13 protein-coding genes and 3 tRNA genes are annotated in these 16133 nt (G+C 48.7%); 2 read left to right on the forward strand and 14 right to left on the reverse strand.

The window, feature by feature from the left end; genetic code table 11:
- Positions 1-62: 62 nt before the first annotated feature.
- A complete protein-coding gene (locus CF651_RS12030; RefSeq protein WP_179232781.1) occupies positions 63-1211 on the reverse strand; it encodes an acyltransferase in 1149 nt (382 codons plus the stop codon).
- A 176-nt stretch (positions 1212-1387) separates the two neighbouring features.
- Between CF651_RS12030 and CF651_RS12035 the strand changes: the two genes are divergently transcribed.
- Complete coding sequence (locus CF651_RS12035; RefSeq protein WP_094015101.1) at positions 1388-2086, forward strand: pirin family protein; 699 nt, start codon at positions 1388-1390, stop codon at positions 2084-2086.
- Between the two features lie 33 nt (positions 2087-2119).
- On the forward strand, positions 2120-2461 hold the full coding sequence (locus CF651_RS12040) for a hypothetical protein (protein ID WP_094015102.1): 342 nt from the start codon (positions 2120-2122) through the stop codon (positions 2459-2461).
- Between the two features lie 75 nt (positions 2462-2536).
- Here CF651_RS12040 and CF651_RS12045 read toward each other — a convergent pair whose 3' ends face one another.
- The 13 genes from CF651_RS12045 to CF651_RS12100 form a co-directional block, all read right to left on the reverse strand.
- Entirely contained in the window at positions 2537-3283 is a 747-nt protein-coding gene (locus CF651_RS12045; protein WP_094015103.1) for an anti-sigma factor, read from the reverse strand.
- Positions 3280-3861 carry an RNA polymerase sigma factor gene (locus tag CF651_RS12050; protein WP_094015104.1) on the reverse strand — a complete coding sequence of 194 codons (582 nt, stop codon included), beginning with the start codon at positions 3859-3861 and terminating at the stop codon, positions 3280-3282. Before CF651_RS12050 ends, CF651_RS12045 begins: the two co-directional genes overlap by 4 nt.
- A 162-nt stretch (positions 3862-4023) precedes the next feature.
- Positions 4024-5649 carry a plastocyanin/azurin family copper-binding protein gene (locus CF651_RS12055; protein WP_179232782.1) on the reverse strand — a complete coding sequence of 542 codons (1626 nt, stop codon included), beginning with the start codon at positions 5647-5649 and terminating at the stop codon, positions 4024-4026.
- A 164-nt stretch (positions 5650-5813) separates the two neighbouring features.
- Positions 5814-5898 (reverse strand) — tRNA-Leu (locus CF651_RS12060).
- Between the two features lie 43 nt (positions 5899-5941).
- A tRNA-Ile gene (locus CF651_RS12065) sits at positions 5942-6018 on the reverse strand.
- Positions 6019-6027: 9 nt separating this feature from the next.
- Positions 6028-6104, reverse strand: a tRNA-Met gene (locus CF651_RS12070).
- A 71-nt stretch (positions 6105-6175) separates the two neighbouring features.
- A complete protein-coding gene (locus tag CF651_RS32255) occupies positions 6176-6343 on the reverse strand; it encodes a hypothetical protein (RefSeq protein WP_179232774.1) in 168 nt (55 codons plus the stop codon).
- Positions 6344-6445: 102 nt separating this feature from the next.
- Positions 6446-6964: a phosphatidylglycerophosphatase A family protein gene (locus tag CF651_RS12075; protein WP_094015106.1), complete on the reverse strand. Its 519-nt coding sequence runs from the start codon at positions 6962-6964 to the stop codon at positions 6446-6448.
- A 155-nt stretch (positions 6965-7119) separates the two neighbouring features.
- On the reverse strand, positions 7120-8382 hold the full coding sequence (locus CF651_RS12080; RefSeq protein ID WP_094015107.1) for an efflux RND transporter periplasmic adaptor subunit: 1263 nt from the start codon (positions 8380-8382) through the stop codon (positions 7120-7122).
- A 75-nt stretch (positions 8383-8457) separates the two neighbouring features.
- A complete protein-coding gene (locus tag CF651_RS12085) occupies positions 8458-11565 on the reverse strand; it encodes an efflux RND transporter permease subunit (protein WP_094015108.1) in 3108 nt (1035 codons plus the stop codon).
- A gap of 113 nt (positions 11566-11678) precedes the next feature.
- Complete coding sequence (locus CF651_RS12090; protein WP_094015109.1) at positions 11679-12203, reverse strand: GbsR/MarR family transcriptional regulator; 525 nt, start codon at positions 12201-12203, stop codon at positions 11679-11681.
- A 227-nt stretch (positions 12204-12430) separates the two neighbouring features.
- Positions 12431-14599: a hypothetical protein gene (locus CF651_RS12095; RefSeq protein ID WP_094015110.1), complete on the reverse strand. Its 2169-nt coding sequence runs from the start codon at positions 14597-14599 to the stop codon at positions 12431-12433.
- A 49-nt stretch (positions 14600-14648) separates the two neighbouring features.
- Complete coding sequence (locus CF651_RS12100) at positions 14649-16124, reverse strand: ABC transporter substrate-binding protein (protein WP_094015111.1); 1476 nt, start codon at positions 16122-16124, stop codon at positions 14649-14651.
- Positions 16125-16133: the final 9 nt, after the last annotated feature.

Below are 16133 nucleotides of genomic sequence, written 5' to 3' on the forward strand. Positions count from 1 at the left end.
TTTATTTTTGGGCTTGTCTGCTCGATTAACTTCTAAGGATTCCTGTAAAGCACGATATGACTTTACGCATTCGCCTTACGCGGTGCCGGTGCTCCTGTCAAAAGCCTGCCTATCCTGAACCGTCCAAGGAGCTTCGCCAGGATAAGTGACAGCAAAGAGCATAGCACGAAAGCCACGGCTGTCCGCAACGTCATATTCGAGTCTGGAAGCAGCCAATCTGCTGCGGCTGTGCTGAAGGTCAGCATGAACGCATGGGCCAAATAAGCTCCATACGAATATTGTCCGATGAAGGCCATCCATGCGATCGGCTTGGAGCCCGCTTTTTGATGAAAAGCGATAGCAATGACTCCTACAGCCAATACGGAAACGAGTAAAAATACCGCCATGAAGGGCTGCAGCAATAGGGTAGCATTATACTGAATATGAACCGGCTCGCCAAAGCTGGCCACAATCCGGTACATCAGTATGGACGATACGATCGCATACAAGCCTATCCAGCCATATCTCCCGTTCCATAAGCGCTGCTTCCATTGTTGAAAGTTCAGCCCTGCCGCCGCGCCCAGCAGAAAATAAATAAAGAAGTAGAACGCATTTCGATCCGCATACTCGGTAAATAGCGGGGTTAGCAGCGGCACATGAAGTTCTTCCGCCCACCGGCTAATCTCGCCGATCTGTCCCGTTAGCCAAACGTAGCCTACACACAGCAAGATAAAGCCGAAACGCAGCACACCCGGGTTGTGATTCAACGCACGGTAGACCCGCTGCACGATCTTCTGAACGAATGGAAAGCATACATACAGCTGAATGACCATCACAACGTACCAAAGATGATAGGACGCTTTACCGGTGGCCCAGTCATGGAGTATTTGCAGCACATTCGATCCGTTGATCGTCTGTATCCCCCCGAAAAAAAACGCATAGATGAGCGACCACAACAAATACGGCAGAACGATATCTTTAAACCGCTTTAGCAGAAAAGGCCCGTAAGGAACCCCATCGGGATAATTATAAAACAAGACAAGTCCGGTGATGAAAATAAACATCGGTACGGCAAATTTGGCCAAGATCAGCCACACCCCCAGCAAGGTGCCGTCCGCCAGCCCCGCTTCAGGCACATAAGCATAATGGCCAATGGCGTGCTGAAGCACCACGGCCAAAAACGCCAATCCACGCAGCGTTTGGATTTCATCAATTTTGGCTTTCTTCGCCACTACTTTACGACTCCTTCCGATTCTTCATCCGTATGATCTCAAATCAACCTTCCTATCATACCATAATCCAGACTGCTCGATGAATAGCTGAGAGGCTTGATTTGAAAAGCGGCTCCTTCTTCGATATAGTGAAGTGGAACAGATATTGTACACGATATTTCAAAAGGAGAGGTAGCATGATCAAAGTATACCCTGCCACATCCCGTTATTCCGCCGATCATGGATGGCTGCAAAGCAACTTCAGCTTTTCGTTCGGCGACTACTATGACCCGGAAAACACCGAATTCGGACCGCTTTGCGTGTTCAACGATGATATTGTAGCAGGACACCGCGGCTTTGGAGCCCACCCCCACCGGGAGATGGAGATCGTATCCATTGTTCTCCGCGGTCAATTGAAACACGAGGACAGTACAGGCCACACCGCTATTACCAGCTACGGCGGCGTTCAACGCATGTCGGCGGGAACCGGCATCATCCATTCCGAGGTGAACCCGGCGGACGAAGAAGTGGAGCTTCTGCAAATCTGGTTTACTCCAAACGTGCGTCAGCTGGAGCCATCGTACGAAACAAGCCATTATGACCCAGCACAAATGAAAAACCGGCTCCTGCCTGTCGTATCCGACAATTCCGGTCCCGGCGTTGCCCATATTCATCAGAATATGACGATCTATATGTCTGAGCTGGATGCCGGTCAATCGCTCCGGTTCACTCAGCAAGAAGGACGCAGAATCTATGTGTTCGTTATCGAAGGGGCACTCAGCCTGAATGACGATACGCCATTGCAAAGACGGGATGCTGCGAGAATTACGGAGCTGTCCTCCCTTGACCTGCACACCGAACAAGGTGCTCAACTGCTGCTTATAGACCTGCCTTAATCATTATCCAAATTTACACGGGAGCGTGCGATCATGCCCGATTTGAATGAAAGAACGAACAAGCTGTATATCAAACATGCCGTAGGCAGCCGTATGCTGCTGGACGTATCCGGTACGCAGAAGCCGTTTGAACTGGCGGAATGCCCAAGAGGGTGGAGCTTTGTTATCGAGCAAGTCGATGCCGAAACGGTACAGCAGCTTAAAGGCTGTGCGAGGGACTTAAATATATTTTATTTTGTAGAGCAGCCGGGACATCCGGTACATAAAAGATGGTTTTACGATAAGGACATCCCCCAGCTGCACCACAATGCAGAGACAGGCTGCTTGACCATTGAGATAGATTCCATGATGGAATATAATAACGAAAAAGTATAGCTGTCGCTTGCCCCTTCCTCCGGCCCTTACAAAGAGAAAGGGGATTTTTCTTGCTGCGAAGCTTCGTCGGCTCGCTTAGGTGCCCAGCACCTTTTTACCTCGAGGCTGGACGCCCTGCGCATCCGGCTCCAAAGTAATGCCCAACGCTTCAAATGAGCCTTGGATCGCCTGCAAATCATACGTCCATACCGCATTCCCGTTCGTATCCGGACGGAATGTGCCGCCGTTGTAGCGCTTGCCTTCCTTAATCACCCATAGCTGGTAGGCTTGTTCCCCGGCGTTTCCTTGAAGCCCGTTCATTTTGACCACAAGCTTCCTGCTGTCTCCCTTTTGTTCGATCCAGGCGGTCCCTTTGGCGGCGGGCATGGAAGAATCGAAGGGCCTGAGCACATATTGTTGAACGGCAGGAGCGCTGGGCCTCACGACGTTTTCCAAGCCGCCCCAGCCCCAGATAGCTGCCGCCCCCAACATTATAATCGAGACTGCTGCAACGGGAACGTACTGTTTGCGGTACCACGGAACCCTCTTCTTCTCTATTGGCAAGGGACGCAGCGGCGTTGGTTGCGGCAATGGGTCCCCGTCATCCTCAAGTCCGAGCTTATCCATAATACGTTCCAGCATTTGCGATTTCATCGCTTCAGGAACCTCTACATCATCCAAAGCATAAGGAAGAGCCTGCCATACCTGATGAAGCTCGATCAGATGTTCCTTGCATGCCGGACATGAATCGAGATGCTGCTCAAAAGCGGCAGCTGCTTCAAGCGAAAGCTCCTTCAAGAAATACGGCAGCAGCAGCTCGCAGGTTGAATTTGATTCCGTCATGGCCGTTCACTCCTTTCTGCAAGGGTCAGATGCTTACGCAGTGTTTTTAACGCTTGATGCAGCCTGCTTTTGACTGTGCCTAGCGGTTCTCCAATGTGGCCGGCAATTTCGTTCAGGGTGTAGCCTTCCCAGTAGAGCAGCTTAATCAGTTGAACTTGGCTTGCGGATAAGTGCCGGTAAGCAGCTTCGATTTCATCCTTCAGTAATCGTCTAGTAATTTCATCCTCCAGCTCATCACGCCCATGAATAGGGGAATGTCCTGTATCCAGGGTGCGTTCATCGTAGGAGACGGTCGTATTCTCATTTCGCTGCTTTCTCAGCTGATCGATCACGATGTTCCTTGTTACCGTAAGCAGCCAGTTCACAAATTTCCCTTTGTCTGGATCATACCCTTTCTCCATCGTCCAAAGCCGCGTAAATACAAGCTGGACTATGTCCTGGGCATACTGCGGATCTCCTCCGGACTTTACGGCAAAGGAGTACACCAGACGTACATAACGATCATATAAAATGCGAAGCGCAAAGCTCTGCTTTTCCTTAATGAGCTGCATCAATTGTTCATCCGAATATGGCTGCAAGCGATCGGCACTCCCTGAGTCCCTAAGAACTCTATCAGTTTAGGAAACAGAATTTCTAAGTAACGGTGTATAGTTATCTTCCACCAATCGATTCCATTTGGCAATAGAAAAAAGCCCTCCAGCAAGAATCTCTTCTCACCTTCAGGCTTCCTGCAACCAATGCTATTTTACGATAATTTTGGCTTTCATCCGGCTTTGGTGCGGTCTGCAGTAATACGTATACTCTCCCGGTTGGGTTAAAGTAATTGAAGCAGACTCCCCTTTCCCGAGCAGCTTCGTTTCGAAGACGGGACTTCCATCCGCATTTAATGCATCAGAAACCGCATTGTGCATGACATCATCCTGATTGGTAAACGTAATGGTCGAGCCGGCCTCAACCGTCAATTCTGTTTGAGAAAAAGCAAAATGGCTGATTTCAATGGAATACGCGTTAGCTTGAGGCTGAGAATTTGAAGGAGTCTCCTCCGAAGCTTTCGGATCAATCACATACCAAGCATGGTTCACATCCTGCCCCCATACGTCCCCGGCTTGCTGATCCTTTACGTAATAGTAAAGCGGCATTCCTTTGAAGGTCGTTTGCTTGGTGCCATCCTCCCGTGTTATGGTTCCGAAATGATTAGCAGAAGTGCTTAGCTCTCCCGTCACCGGCAGATGCTCCGTATGAAATATCGGCCAAGCCGATTCGCAGTTACCTTTGCATGCACTTTTATCAGGACTATCCTTCGTGAACATATACAAGGCCATTCCTTTGGCATCCGCCAAATAGCTGCCGATGCCTTCCTTCTCGGCTACCGTAATACCCGAATGGTTAAATACCATCCAAAGTTGATTTACGCCTTGCCCATTCGTATCGCCAGGCTTCGTATCCTTGATGTAGTAATACATAGGCATTCCCTTGTAAGTCGTTTGCTTCGCCCCGTCTTCCCGGGTCATTGCTCCAAAATCCGCTGCATTCAATTGTGCAGGGATCCGTAGGTTATCGGCATAGAATACGGGCCAATTCACAGCGCATTGGTCTTTGCAAGCGCTAGTGCCCGGAGAATCCTTCATGAACATATATAAGGTTCTGCCAGTGCCATCCACCAGATAGGAGCCGATCTGAGCATGATCGGCGATTCCTATGGATGTATAAGAGGCAAGGCTCGCCTTGGCCGCATCCACGACCTTTTGAGAAACCAATACAGCCAACAAGGATTGCTCTCCCCCCTTCACCTTCACAGGCAGTGCTTCCACGGTAGCGGTAGCGATATTGCCATTGCGAAGGGTACCCAGCTTAGCGACCCGGGAAAGGCCCATACTTTCGGCGAATGAAAGCGTATTGTCATATGTATAATCGTTGTCCTGCTTGTAGCCCAAAGCCTCCAGCAGCACCTTGTAGTACTGTTGTGCTGTAATGTGTTCGCCTGGTTCGAATTTCCCGCTTCCCGTTCCCGTCCAGCCCAGCTGCGGATTGGCCTTGAGATAGCTTAGAACGGCCTTATTCGCCTCGCTAACCTGACCTGCGTCCGAGAAGTTGTCGCTTCCCTTATAGCCGGATGCGGCGCTTTCCAGACCTTTTAGACGCAGGAACAATATGGCCGCCTGAAGTCTCGTTGTCGTCTTGGACAAATAGCTGTCCGTTACACCGCTTCCGTCCCCCTGTAAAATACCCAGCTCCTCTGCAATCTGCGCATCCGTTCTGGCTGTACTTGCTGCGGGCACCCCCGCCGCCCAAGCCGGAAAAGCACTGCTGAGTAACAAGGAGCCTGCCAGCATCCACACTGCCGCTTGCGGCTTCTTTTTCATCATAACGTTACCTACCTCCCGAGTTATCCATGGATAATTTATCATGCTCAGTTAAGGTAACGTACTCGGATCGATTTCGGTTTGCCGCACAACAAAAAAATTCTGTGATGCTCATACCAATGCATGAGTCTCACAGAATTTCGTTGAGTACGCTATGTAATTCCTTATGCCGAAGACCGGACTCGAACCGGTACGGTAGTCACCTACCGCTGGATTTTAAGTCCAGTGCGTCTGCCATTCCGCCACTCCGGCAAAGATCTGATTCAGATCTTAATGGCAATGCTTGTACATCTTATGGTGGGCCCTGAGGGACTCGAACCCCCGACCAATCGGTTATGAGCCGACCGCTCTAACCAACTGAGCTAAGGGCCCTGGATGTATTGGTTGCGGGGGCAGGATTTGAACCTGCGGCCTTCGGGTTATGAGCCCGACGAGCTACCGGGCTGCTCCACCCCGCGTTAGTATGATAGCCTCTCATAGCGACGAAACTTATTGTACAACAAATAAAAATGAAATGTCAACAAAAAAATTATACCATATAGCGAACGCCAAATCTTCCCTTCTTGGAACGGAACACTTCTACTTCCTGTGGACATTCATAGCCGTAAATCCACCAATCTTCTTCCATGCGCTTCGCCAGGCAGCCTGCCTGGAATTTGCTCTCGTATAATTTGCCCCAATAGACCCAGTTCATCATAAGCTCACTCCGTTTGTGTAATCTGTGATCGGTTTCCTTTCCTTTGTAGCATAACCAAAATGAGAATTCCTTATTTGACAAAAAGAACCTTGGATATCCTCGTTACGGATCAGCGTTTCTTTCCTCGTCATCTCTGGAATGATGCGCGATCCGGCTCGACGCCGATGCGGCAACACTAGCGACGAGATCGTCCAGGAATGTATGCACCTTGCCTCCGGACTTGGTATCCAGTTGTTTAATAATGCCCACTTTACGCTTATCCAAATGGCCGAAGGTGGTTACCCCTATACTTCCGTAACCGAAGACGGAACCTAAGGCCAAAGTCTCGTCGCAGCCGAATAAGCCTTCATCGGATTCGATGATGGATTGAATAGGCTCGGACAGCCGGCCCTGCTCGGCCAATATATCCAGCTCAATCCCTACCAATATAGCATGCTGAAGCTCCCTCTTATTCAACACGGCATGAACCGATTCAACACACGCCTCCAATGCAAGATTCGGGTCATAGGGCAGCTGCATTTCGAGCACGATCCTAGCAATATCTGCGACCTCCACTCCGCGCTCAGTCAACTTGCGGTAAACTGCGGCCTTAATCTCCTGGCTGTGTACTTGACGTTTCATAGCGGCATCGCCCCTTCTGGCTCCCATAAAGTTTGCAGCTACTAGCAGGATATGATTCCTTCTGTCAAAAGGTTTTCCTATCTATGGATCTTCAACAGAAAAAGCCTCTCTTCCGAAGAAGAGAGACTTTCTTGACCATAGTCCGTTTCAAAGCTTTATTGAGCCAGCTTTACTTTTTCTTTATCCTTCAGCTGATTTTGTCCGGATACAATCAGCTGTTCTCCTTCTTTCACTCCGGACAACACTTCCTGATTCGTTTCATTTAAACGACCCAGCTGCACTTTGCGCTTCTCAGCTATGTCTCCATTCAATACATATACAAAAGTGTCTCCGGCTTCACGCACTACACTCAGTGTAGGAACCGTTACGACAACTTCATCCTTCTCCTCCGTCAGTAAAACCTGTACCTTCATTCCCGGCTTCAGCTTCGTATCCGCATTAGAAATCTCAAGCTCCAGCGGGTACGATTTGGTTTGTGTGCTCATGACATCCGCCAAATAGCTGACCTTCCCTTTCATTTTCTCCGTGCTTCCAGGTATATAGAACATCAGCTCTGTCTTCCCTCTAATCAGCTGAGCTGAGGCTTCGGTAAGCTCCGCTTTAATTTTGATAGGGTCAAGCTGCTGTACTTGAGCCACCTTGAACCCGGCGGACAGCGTCATACCTACCTCTACCGGGAGATCGGTAATCACCCCGTTCACCTGGGCTTTGAGCTCCAGATTATTTAATGTACGATCCGCTTCACGAACCCCCAGATTGGAGGATTCCAGCTGGGTCTGATACTGTGACAACGAATTGGTCGTTTCCAATGTCTTCAGCTTGTTTTTATTGCTTTCCAGGTCCAGGCGTGTATTTTTCAGCTGGGTCTCCAGCTGCTCCAGCTGGAATTTGGTCACAAGCCCCTGATCGAAATCGTTACGCATTTTCGCGTAATTTTTCTCAGCGTCCTTGACGGCCTGCTCGCCTTTGGTAACGGCGTTTTGCAAATCCTCCTTAGAGTTGACCAGATCCTCCTTCGCCTTATCCAACTGTTGGGACGCACTCTTGACGCCAATCAGGTTCTTTTCCTTTTGCAACTGAACGTCGGTAGGATCAAGCCTCAGGATGACGTCGCCCTTTTGCACCATTTCACCGCGTTTTTTCAATATTTCCAGTACATCTCCCGATGCCTTGGTGACAACATCCATCTGTATGGACGAAACGACGTCAGCCACCTGCTCCAGCGGGTCGCCGATCGATTTCTTCTCAATCTTGGCTGCCTTGACAACCTTCAGCGGCGCTTCCGCCGATGGGGTGCTCGGCTGTGCGGCCGGGGCGGACGTACAGCCTGCCAGCAGGGCCGATGTAATGATCACCGCTCCTATGACCTTGGTGCTATGTTTGATTGTTGTATTTGGGCTCCAGTGGTTCAAGTTCATTTGACAATTCTCCTTTTCCTTGGAAGTCGGGCGATGGAAGGTTCCGCTTCGCGTACACCCGACTTTAGGTCTGTATTAATTCGTAGTCGTAGCGTTGGTCTCAATGACCGAGGGGGACTTTTTCTTGAAAAGACCTGCTATCTTCCGCTTGGTGTTATCAATCATTTCATAAATAATTGGAACAATAACCAAAGTGAGCAAGGTAGAGGTCGTTAATCCGCCGATTACAACGACAGCCAAGCCTTTGGAAATCAGCGTCCCTTTGGAAAGACCCAAGCCTAACGGAAGCAGGGCAATTATCGTAGCACCGGCTGTCATAATAATCGGTCTCAGCCGCGTCATTCCCGCATCGATCAAAGCTTCGCGGACGGAGTGTCCGCTTTCTCTAAGCTGCTGTACCCGATCCACCAATACGATGGCATTCGTTACCACGACACCGATCAGCATTAGGAAGCCGATCAGCGAGGTAATATTAACCGACTCATGCGTTACAAACAGCCCTAGCAGGCCGCCGATGGCTGCCAGAGGCAAGGAGAACAATATGGCGAACGGTGCGCTGCCGTTACCGAAGGCCAATACCATAACCAGATAAACAATGAAGATGGAAGCGCCCATCGCAACAAACATTTGCATAAAGCTGGTTTGGATGTCATCCGTAACCCCTTTGACCTCCGGTCTTACACCGTCGGGAAGGGTTAGCGTTTTTAGAGCGGCTCCTACTTTGTTACTTACGCCGCCTTTATCCGCACTGTCAATTTTGGCATTGACCTTCACAATCTGCACCTGCTGTTCGCGGGAAATGGATACCGGAGCATCCACCTGACGCACTTTTGCCACTTCAGCCAAATGAATGGTGGCTCCGGAGGAGGTTTTAATCGGGAACTGGCCGATTTTCTCAACCGAATTTTTGAACGATTTGTCGAGCATAATTTTGGTTTTAAACGTCGTGTTGTCAAATTTCAAATCACCGATTTTTTCTTCAGCAAGCCAGCTTCTGACGGTGTCTGTAATTTGCGCGGAGGATAAGCCGTACAGGCGCGCTTTATTTTGATCCACATTAATTTCGACCTCAGTCTTGGATTCACTCAGCGTGTCCTTAATCTCGGTCAGCTCCGGGAATTCCTTCATTTTATCCTTCACCATCGCAGCGGCCTGCTGCAGCAGCAGCAAGTCGTCACCCTTCAGTGCATAGGAGAAATCCGCTCCACCTGACGATGGTCCGCCTCCGGAGATCAACGTTCCCTCCACTTCAGAGCCTTTAGGCAGCGTATAAGCGATTTTTTCCTTATACTCTTTTACTATCCCCTTTGCATTGGATGCAGCCGAAGCCTCTGCAAAGATAGAGGATCTGTATGGAATCCGATCCGTCGAGTTGTTATAACCAATTAGCGACTCTACGTAATTGAACGTTGGGGCACCTGTCGAATCCTTCGACTCCCGCATAATCGCCTCAATTTCTTTCACCTTGGCATCCATCGATTCGATTGTCGTTTCCCGTGGCATCTTAATGGTGAAATACATCATTTTATCCGATTCGCTCTCAGGCATAAAGGATGTAGAAAGGTTTGGAACGGTTGCGACAATCGTGACAATAAATAAGATAAAGGCAAGCAAAATTGTTTTTTTGCGATTGTTCAGAGACCAGATCAGCGTCTTTTTGTAGCCATTGGAAAACTTACCCAGTGACTCTTCATCATGATGCGCATTGGATTTGCCTTTCATAACAAGCAGCTTTGCGAGCATCGGGATGACTGTCAACGCCACCAGCAAGGAGGACATTAATGCGACAACCAGTGTGATCGCGAAGGGACGGAACACTTCTCCGAGCACCCCGCTCACGAAAGCAATCGGGCCGAAAACACCTACGGTGGTGATCGTAGATGAAGTAATGGCTGACGCTACCTGGGAGGTAGCCAGCTTGATAACCGATTCGTTGCGTTCCTGTGCTTTCTGCAGCTCTGTGTAAATATTCTCAATAACAACGATACTGTCATCAACCACCCGGCCAATCGCAATAGCCATACCGCCGAGGGTCATAATGTTCAAGGAAATGCCCAACGGCCCCATGAACAACAGGGTGATGAGGATGGATAAAGGGATGGAGACGAGAACGATCATCGTCATCCGGATATTTCTCAGAAACAGAAGAATCATGATGGAAGCCAGCACAGCGCCGAGTGCGCCTTCCTGAACCATCCCGTTAATCGAATGCTTAATATCGACGGCACTATTATAAATCGTGTGAAAAACCAGGTTAGGATACTCTTTCTTCCAGCCTTCCATCAATTTATCCGCCTCGGCTGCAAACTCAACCGCATTGGCGCTTTTCGTTTTGTACAGGTTCACACCAATCGCAGGCTTACCGTCCAGCCGGGACAGGAACGTTGATTCCGTAATCGCCTCGACTTTGGCAATTTGCTTCAGCAGCAGTGTATCTCCCGATCCGGTATTCAATTTCATATTTTCAAGGTTGTACACAGTATTCAAATCGCTCTTGACCCGAACCATCTGCTCATTCCCGTTGAAATCAACGGAACCGGCAGGACTCGTTTTCAGTGCCGACTGTATGCTAGAGGATACCTGCCCGGGCATCAAGTCATAATTAGCCAATGCATTGGCATCCAATTTCATCGTCAGAACGGCTTCCTGATTCCCGATGGAATCCAGGTGGTCAATCCCCTTGATCGTATTAAAGCCCGGCTGAATCACGTCTTTGTAAATTTTGTCCAGCTCCTGCTGGCTCATCCCGTTGTTGCCGTAAATGGACAAGTAGTAGACCGGCTCCGAGGCGAAGCCCATCGTCTGTACCTTCGGCTTCTCCGAGCTTTGGGGCAGGATGACGTTCGCAATCAAGCTCTCTACGTCTTTCTTGACATCGTCGGGCTTCTTATCCTGCTCCAGCTCGATCACGATGGACGAGAAGTTGTCGCTTGAGGTGGAAGTCAAATTCTTTATTCCCTCAAGCCCGGCAACCGCCTTCTCCAACGGCTTGGTTATGTCCTCGAGCACGTCCTTTGGAGGTGCAGTATACTGCGTATTAATCAAAACGACAGGAAAGGAAATGTCGGGCATACTCTCTACCTTTAAGGTAGTGGATGTGTAAATCCCTCCCGCTAACAACAGCAACATAATGATCATGACCGCTGTTATATTTTTCATAGAAAACTGTGTAAGCTTATTCATTGGTTTACTCCTCCATCACATGGGCTACGATAGTTAGACGAATCTTTCGTCATCTCCCCTTCAATAATTTGGATTTAAAGGAAAAGGAAAACTCCGTACGGCCTGCTTGCAGTTTATTGAGACGAAGAAAGAAATAACGTTTTTTTCCGTTCGTCCCACTCCTCTTCCAATCCGTCCAATCGCTTCAGAAAAATCTCGTACAGCGCCTGCATCTCAATAAATCTGCGCTTGCACGCATCATAGGAAGGCTTCTCTTGTTCATCCACCTCGGCGATCGTAGCAAACACCTTTAATGTAAACTCGATCTGCTGCTGGATCCGGCGTAATTTCTCGATACTGGATTTCACACCCGTCATGCAAAAGTCATCCGCTATGTAATAATAATCTTTGCGATCGTTGTTCGTTGGCAGCTTGTAGCACATGCTGTGCCTTTCCAGCGTCCGAACCTGCACACTAATCGCAGCCTTCGTTACCCCTAGATCATCAGCCATCTGCTGTAGACTGACAGGAGCGGGAGAGAACAACAGGTAGGCAAAAATTTTACCGACCAACGGACTGAAGCCGTCGTTCTCAAAGGAAAGAGACATATGATTGCTTATGTTCAACTTTAAGTCAGTAAAATCCGTGGGTACTCTCATAGTCGTCTCCTCTGATATCATCGTTAAGAATATTGTTAACGATAATAACATAATGCGCGTGGAAAAAAGTGTCAATATGTCCTGAACAAATTTAATCAACACTTAACAAATGAAATGGGGAATGAACGATGAACATGGAGAAACCGCCTTTGCTATTGCTTACGCGCACATAGCAAAGACGGTTTCAAACGATGTTTTGTTACATCATCATGGCCCAATACAAAAAATTAATCCGTGGTGGAAAACCAGTCAATCTTTTGGGAAGCCAGCAGCTTCTTATGTCCTTGGAATGAATCATAGATGCTCAGCTTATACGTTTTCAACGTTTCCAAGTGAAAGATGAGATCGTCATCCTGATTCGTAATACGAAATTTCTCATGCTTGCCCAGCCTGATTTTATTATCTGTGGTGGTGTTATCCGCATTCGTAGAAGCATCCGGCGGCAATACATCAAAATCTTTAAAGTCGAATTCCTTTGTAAATTCCTTGTTGCCCTTCTCATCCTCAAAGCCAAATATCAGCTTGCGGCCTTCCATATTGGATTCTACCAGTGCATTCTTGGTAAGCTCGTAATCGAAGGTGAGTCTCAATTCATTGCGATCGAGCCATGTATTGATGCTTCCAATCGATAAGCTGTAAGGGTACAAGTCTATATTTTTCAGTTGGTTTTGTACAGTAAACGCTTCCGAAGGCAGCCATAAAGCAGAAGCATTCACATAGGCGTCAGGCTTCGCATCCAGCTCGGTGAATTTGCCTTCTGTCACCGCTTCTCCAATAAGTGCATGCATATTGGAGGTCAGGAAGCCTTTGGGCACCTCGCTCGACAGCAATAATAACGCCGCGCCTCCCGGGCTGACTTTATTTTTTATCTCAGTAATGGCTGCAGGATATACAATGCCATCCGAAGTCTTAAATTGTGCGACGAGCTTCGAAACATCAGTAAACCGTTTCTCCATATTCGTTGCTTCAAGCTGTACCGTAAACATATCGGACGTATCGCCGGCATACGTATTTACCGCCCTCACTTTGTAGCTGGCGCTGCGTCCGACGCCTGCCACCTTGACCGCTTCGCCGACATTGTAATACGGAACATTCAGCAGCTCGGAGCGATGGACGAAATCCAATAAATCCTCCTGCGTATTCTCACCTGTCTTCTCCTGAAGGACCAGCTTGACCGTAGAAAATGTATAGGTATAAGGAATTTTACCGATGAATTGATAGTTGACCGCGCCATCCTTGGGCAAGCCTATCACCTTATCAGTCTGAATCAGCTTTGCCTCAACCTTGATCGAATCATCCAGCTTGAAATATCCGGTTAATTCAGGCAGGGGCAGCGCGTCTTCTCCATGATTCAGCAGGGTCAGATTAGCCGTCAAAATGTCCTGATCCTCCCAGGGGAGACGCTGAAATGAGTTCAGCTTGGTTGTATAGGTACCATCCTTATTCGAAAAAGGATACTCTCTGCTGGAATCGACGCTATCCGGCTCAGAAACAGGAGGCAGATTAAAATAAGCAATTGGCACATTCAGCTTGATATCCGATGCATACTGCACAATAACAAGCTGCCAGCCCTCTCTGCTGACGGAAGCCGGAACGGATCCGGACAGCTCGATTTCTTTATCCATCTGAGGATTGATGGAGACATCCTTCAGATTTTTGGCATCCAACGGATACAAGTAGCCTTGACTGGTGCGGATTAAAAATTGATAGGCCGGAACAGCAGCCGTTCGGTTTCCGACATTTTCGAGCTTTAATATGACAGTAGGCGTCACATTTTTCTCGTTTTTGGTCATCAGAACCTTTTTGACTGTTGTCCTCATTTGTGTACCTGACATTTCAATGACGTGCGGCTCGGAGACCGGAGTCACAACCGAATAATCTTCGGGAACCGGAACCTCACCCATGCTTCGTTCAAAATTGGGCTGGCTGAAGTCCCATTTGATCACTTCAAAAACAAGATCTTTCAGTTCGGTCGTTTCATTGACCGTTGCGTAGAAATTTATATCCTGCACCGATTTGGCGGTAATGCGGTTCTTTTCCTTATCCTGGGGCAGCACGCGAACCGAAATTTGATTGCCGTCTTTGGTTTTCAGCTTTATCCAGTAGTCGATAAACAGCAAATCGCTGCTGCTCTCATTGTGAACACTGATCGTGAAGGTGACCGTTTTACTGCCTTTCTCAGGCAGCAGGTATACATTTTTCACTTCAAAGAAGCTGTCTCCGTTCAAATTGATTTGACCCAAAGCAGGCGCCGATCCGGTAGACAACGATGAATTGGAGCCTGTTGAAGAAGAAGAGGAGCTGCTGCCGTCATCGGCCAACGCCGGTACGGCGGACCCTAAAGTCAGCGCCGCAGACAGCAGCCAGACACATGCAGCCTTGTTGTTCCATACCATGATATTTAACATCCTCTCTGTAGTTGCTCTTTTTAGTAGGTAAACCCACTTATCCTATAGGAACTGCTTGGGCGGAGTTGATCGGCCCGTTCGGGTTCTCTTTGATTTGCTGGAGCATCGCATCCCCTTCGGTCTGCCATTGCTTCAATGCGTCCCGTACCTGAAGCTTCCCTTGGGACACTTCATTAAATAATCGGCGGCCGATTTCCTGAACCTGATAAATATTCGGTTTTTCACGATAAATTTTGGTGTCCTGCTGCGGAGCCGGGGTTAGTGTCGTAAAAGCCTCCATATGGAACTGAACGCCATCCTTCGGCTTAATATATTTTTTACGGGCCACAATATTATACGAGCTGCTCGCTTTCAGCCTGGCCCACTCCTCACCGTTGACAAACTTGATGAACTTCCAGGCATCCTCCAAATTTTGCGCCTTCGCATTGATTCCCATAATACCGTTCATATTCATATAGCCGCCTACATCCGGCGCCTCGGGGTGTACAGGCAGTGTAACAACGTCCCAATCGATCGGAGTGAAGCTTTTATAGTTCTGGGCATTCTTGTTGGCGTTCGTGATTTGGTTGATTTGGCCGTAATTAATAAGGGTCATCGCCACGCGGTTGGATAGAAAATCATCGTGCTGGAACGGGTTAAAGTCTTCTCCATTCGCATTCATCATCCGGGATTTCATCATGGAGGGGTCCTGTTGATCCGGCACCACTTTATCCTGCTTCAGCTGAAGCATGGTCTTCCAAACCTTTTCCCATTGATCGGAATCGACTGTCATTTTCTCGCCTTTATCATCAAACATACGGAGCTGCAAGGGCGTCGTATACAGCTGCATGGCATAAAACAGATCGCCCATCGGCTGCGGCGAGAACGAAAATCCGTATTTCCGATTTTCCCCCTCCCCTTTCCCCAGCCGCTTGGCGAGATCGAAGGTTTCCTCCCACGTCATTTTATCTTTAGGGTACGGCACTCCCGCTTCGTCGAACATCCTTTTGTTATACACCAAAGCGGAGGAGTTAAAGGTCGGTGCCAGAGCGTAAAGCTTCCCGTCGCCCGCCTTCTTCAACCCTTCGATCACGGCAGGAACCATATCCGAGGTATCAAATTTATCCTTCGTGAGGAGCGGATCCAATTGGGTCAGCATATTATTGGTGATCAACTCCGGAAGCTGATCGTAGGAAACCATCACGATGTCGGGAGGGTTGTCCCCCTGCATCACTTCCTTCAGCTTATCCATCGGATCGATCTGCTTTTTGTTCGGGTCCATTCTTCCGTAGCGCATACTGTCATCCAGCGTCGGGATAATTTCGATCTTAATATTCGGGTTCGCAAATTCAAAAATTTCAGTAAATTGCTGACGGAAATATTCATCGTCCCCATAGCCGAAGCTTGTCGCCACACGAAGCACTCTCTCGGTCTTGCTGTCATTGCTTGCCGTCTGGGAACAGGCTGCCAATACAGGTACGGCAAGTCCCGCACATAAGGTGACCGATGCCGCCCTTTTTGCCCAACGTTTCATTAGGGAACC

It is taken from the genome of Paenibacillus rigui, from assembly GCF_002234615.1.
Taxonomy (GTDB): Bacteria; Bacillota; Bacilli; order Paenibacillales; family NBRC-103111; genus Paenibacillus_S; species Paenibacillus_S rigui.

Bases quoted from the DNA above. Each gene is read 5' to 3' on its own strand.
- CF651_RS12035 (WP_094015101.1), top strand. From the start codon at position 1,388: ATGATCAAAGTATACCCTGCCACATCCCGTTATTCCGCCGATCATGGA.
- CF651_RS12040 (WP_094015102.1), top strand. From the start codon at position 2,120: ATGCCCGATTTGAATGAAAGAACGAACAAGCTGTATATCAAACATGCC.
- CF651_RS12045 (WP_094015103.1), bottom strand. From the start codon at position 3,283: ATGACGGAATCAAATTCAACCTGCGAGCTGCTGCTGCCGTATTTCTTG.
- CF651_RS12055 (WP_179232782.1), bottom strand. From the start codon at position 5,649: ATGATGAAAAAGAAGCCGCAAGCGGCAGTGTGGATGCTGGCAGGCTCC.
- CF651_RS32255 (WP_179232774.1), bottom strand. From the start codon at position 6,343: ATGATGAACTGGGTCTATTGGGGCAAATTATACGAGAGCAAATTCCAG.
- CF651_RS12075 (WP_094015106.1), bottom strand. From the start codon at position 6,964: ATGAAACGTCAAGTACACAGCCAGGAGATTAAGGCCGCAGTTTACCGC.
- CF651_RS12080 (WP_094015107.1), bottom strand. From the start codon at position 8,382: ATGAACTTGAACCACTGGAGCCCAAATACAACAATCAAACATAGCACC.
- CF651_RS12085 (WP_094015108.1), bottom strand. From the start codon at position 11,565: ATGAATAAGCTTACACAGTTTTCTATGAAAAATATAACAGCGGTCATG.
- CF651_RS12090 (WP_094015109.1), bottom strand. From the start codon at position 12,203: ATGAGAGTACCCACGGATTTTACTGACTTAAAGTTGAACATAAGCAAT.
- CF651_RS12095 (WP_094015110.1), bottom strand. From the start codon at position 14,599: ATGGTATGGAACAACAAGGCTGCATGTGTCTGGCTGCTGTCTGCGGCG.
- CF651_RS12100 (WP_094015111.1), bottom strand. From the start codon at position 16,124: ATGAAACGTTGGGCAAAAAGGGCGGCATCGGTCACCTTATGTGCGGGA.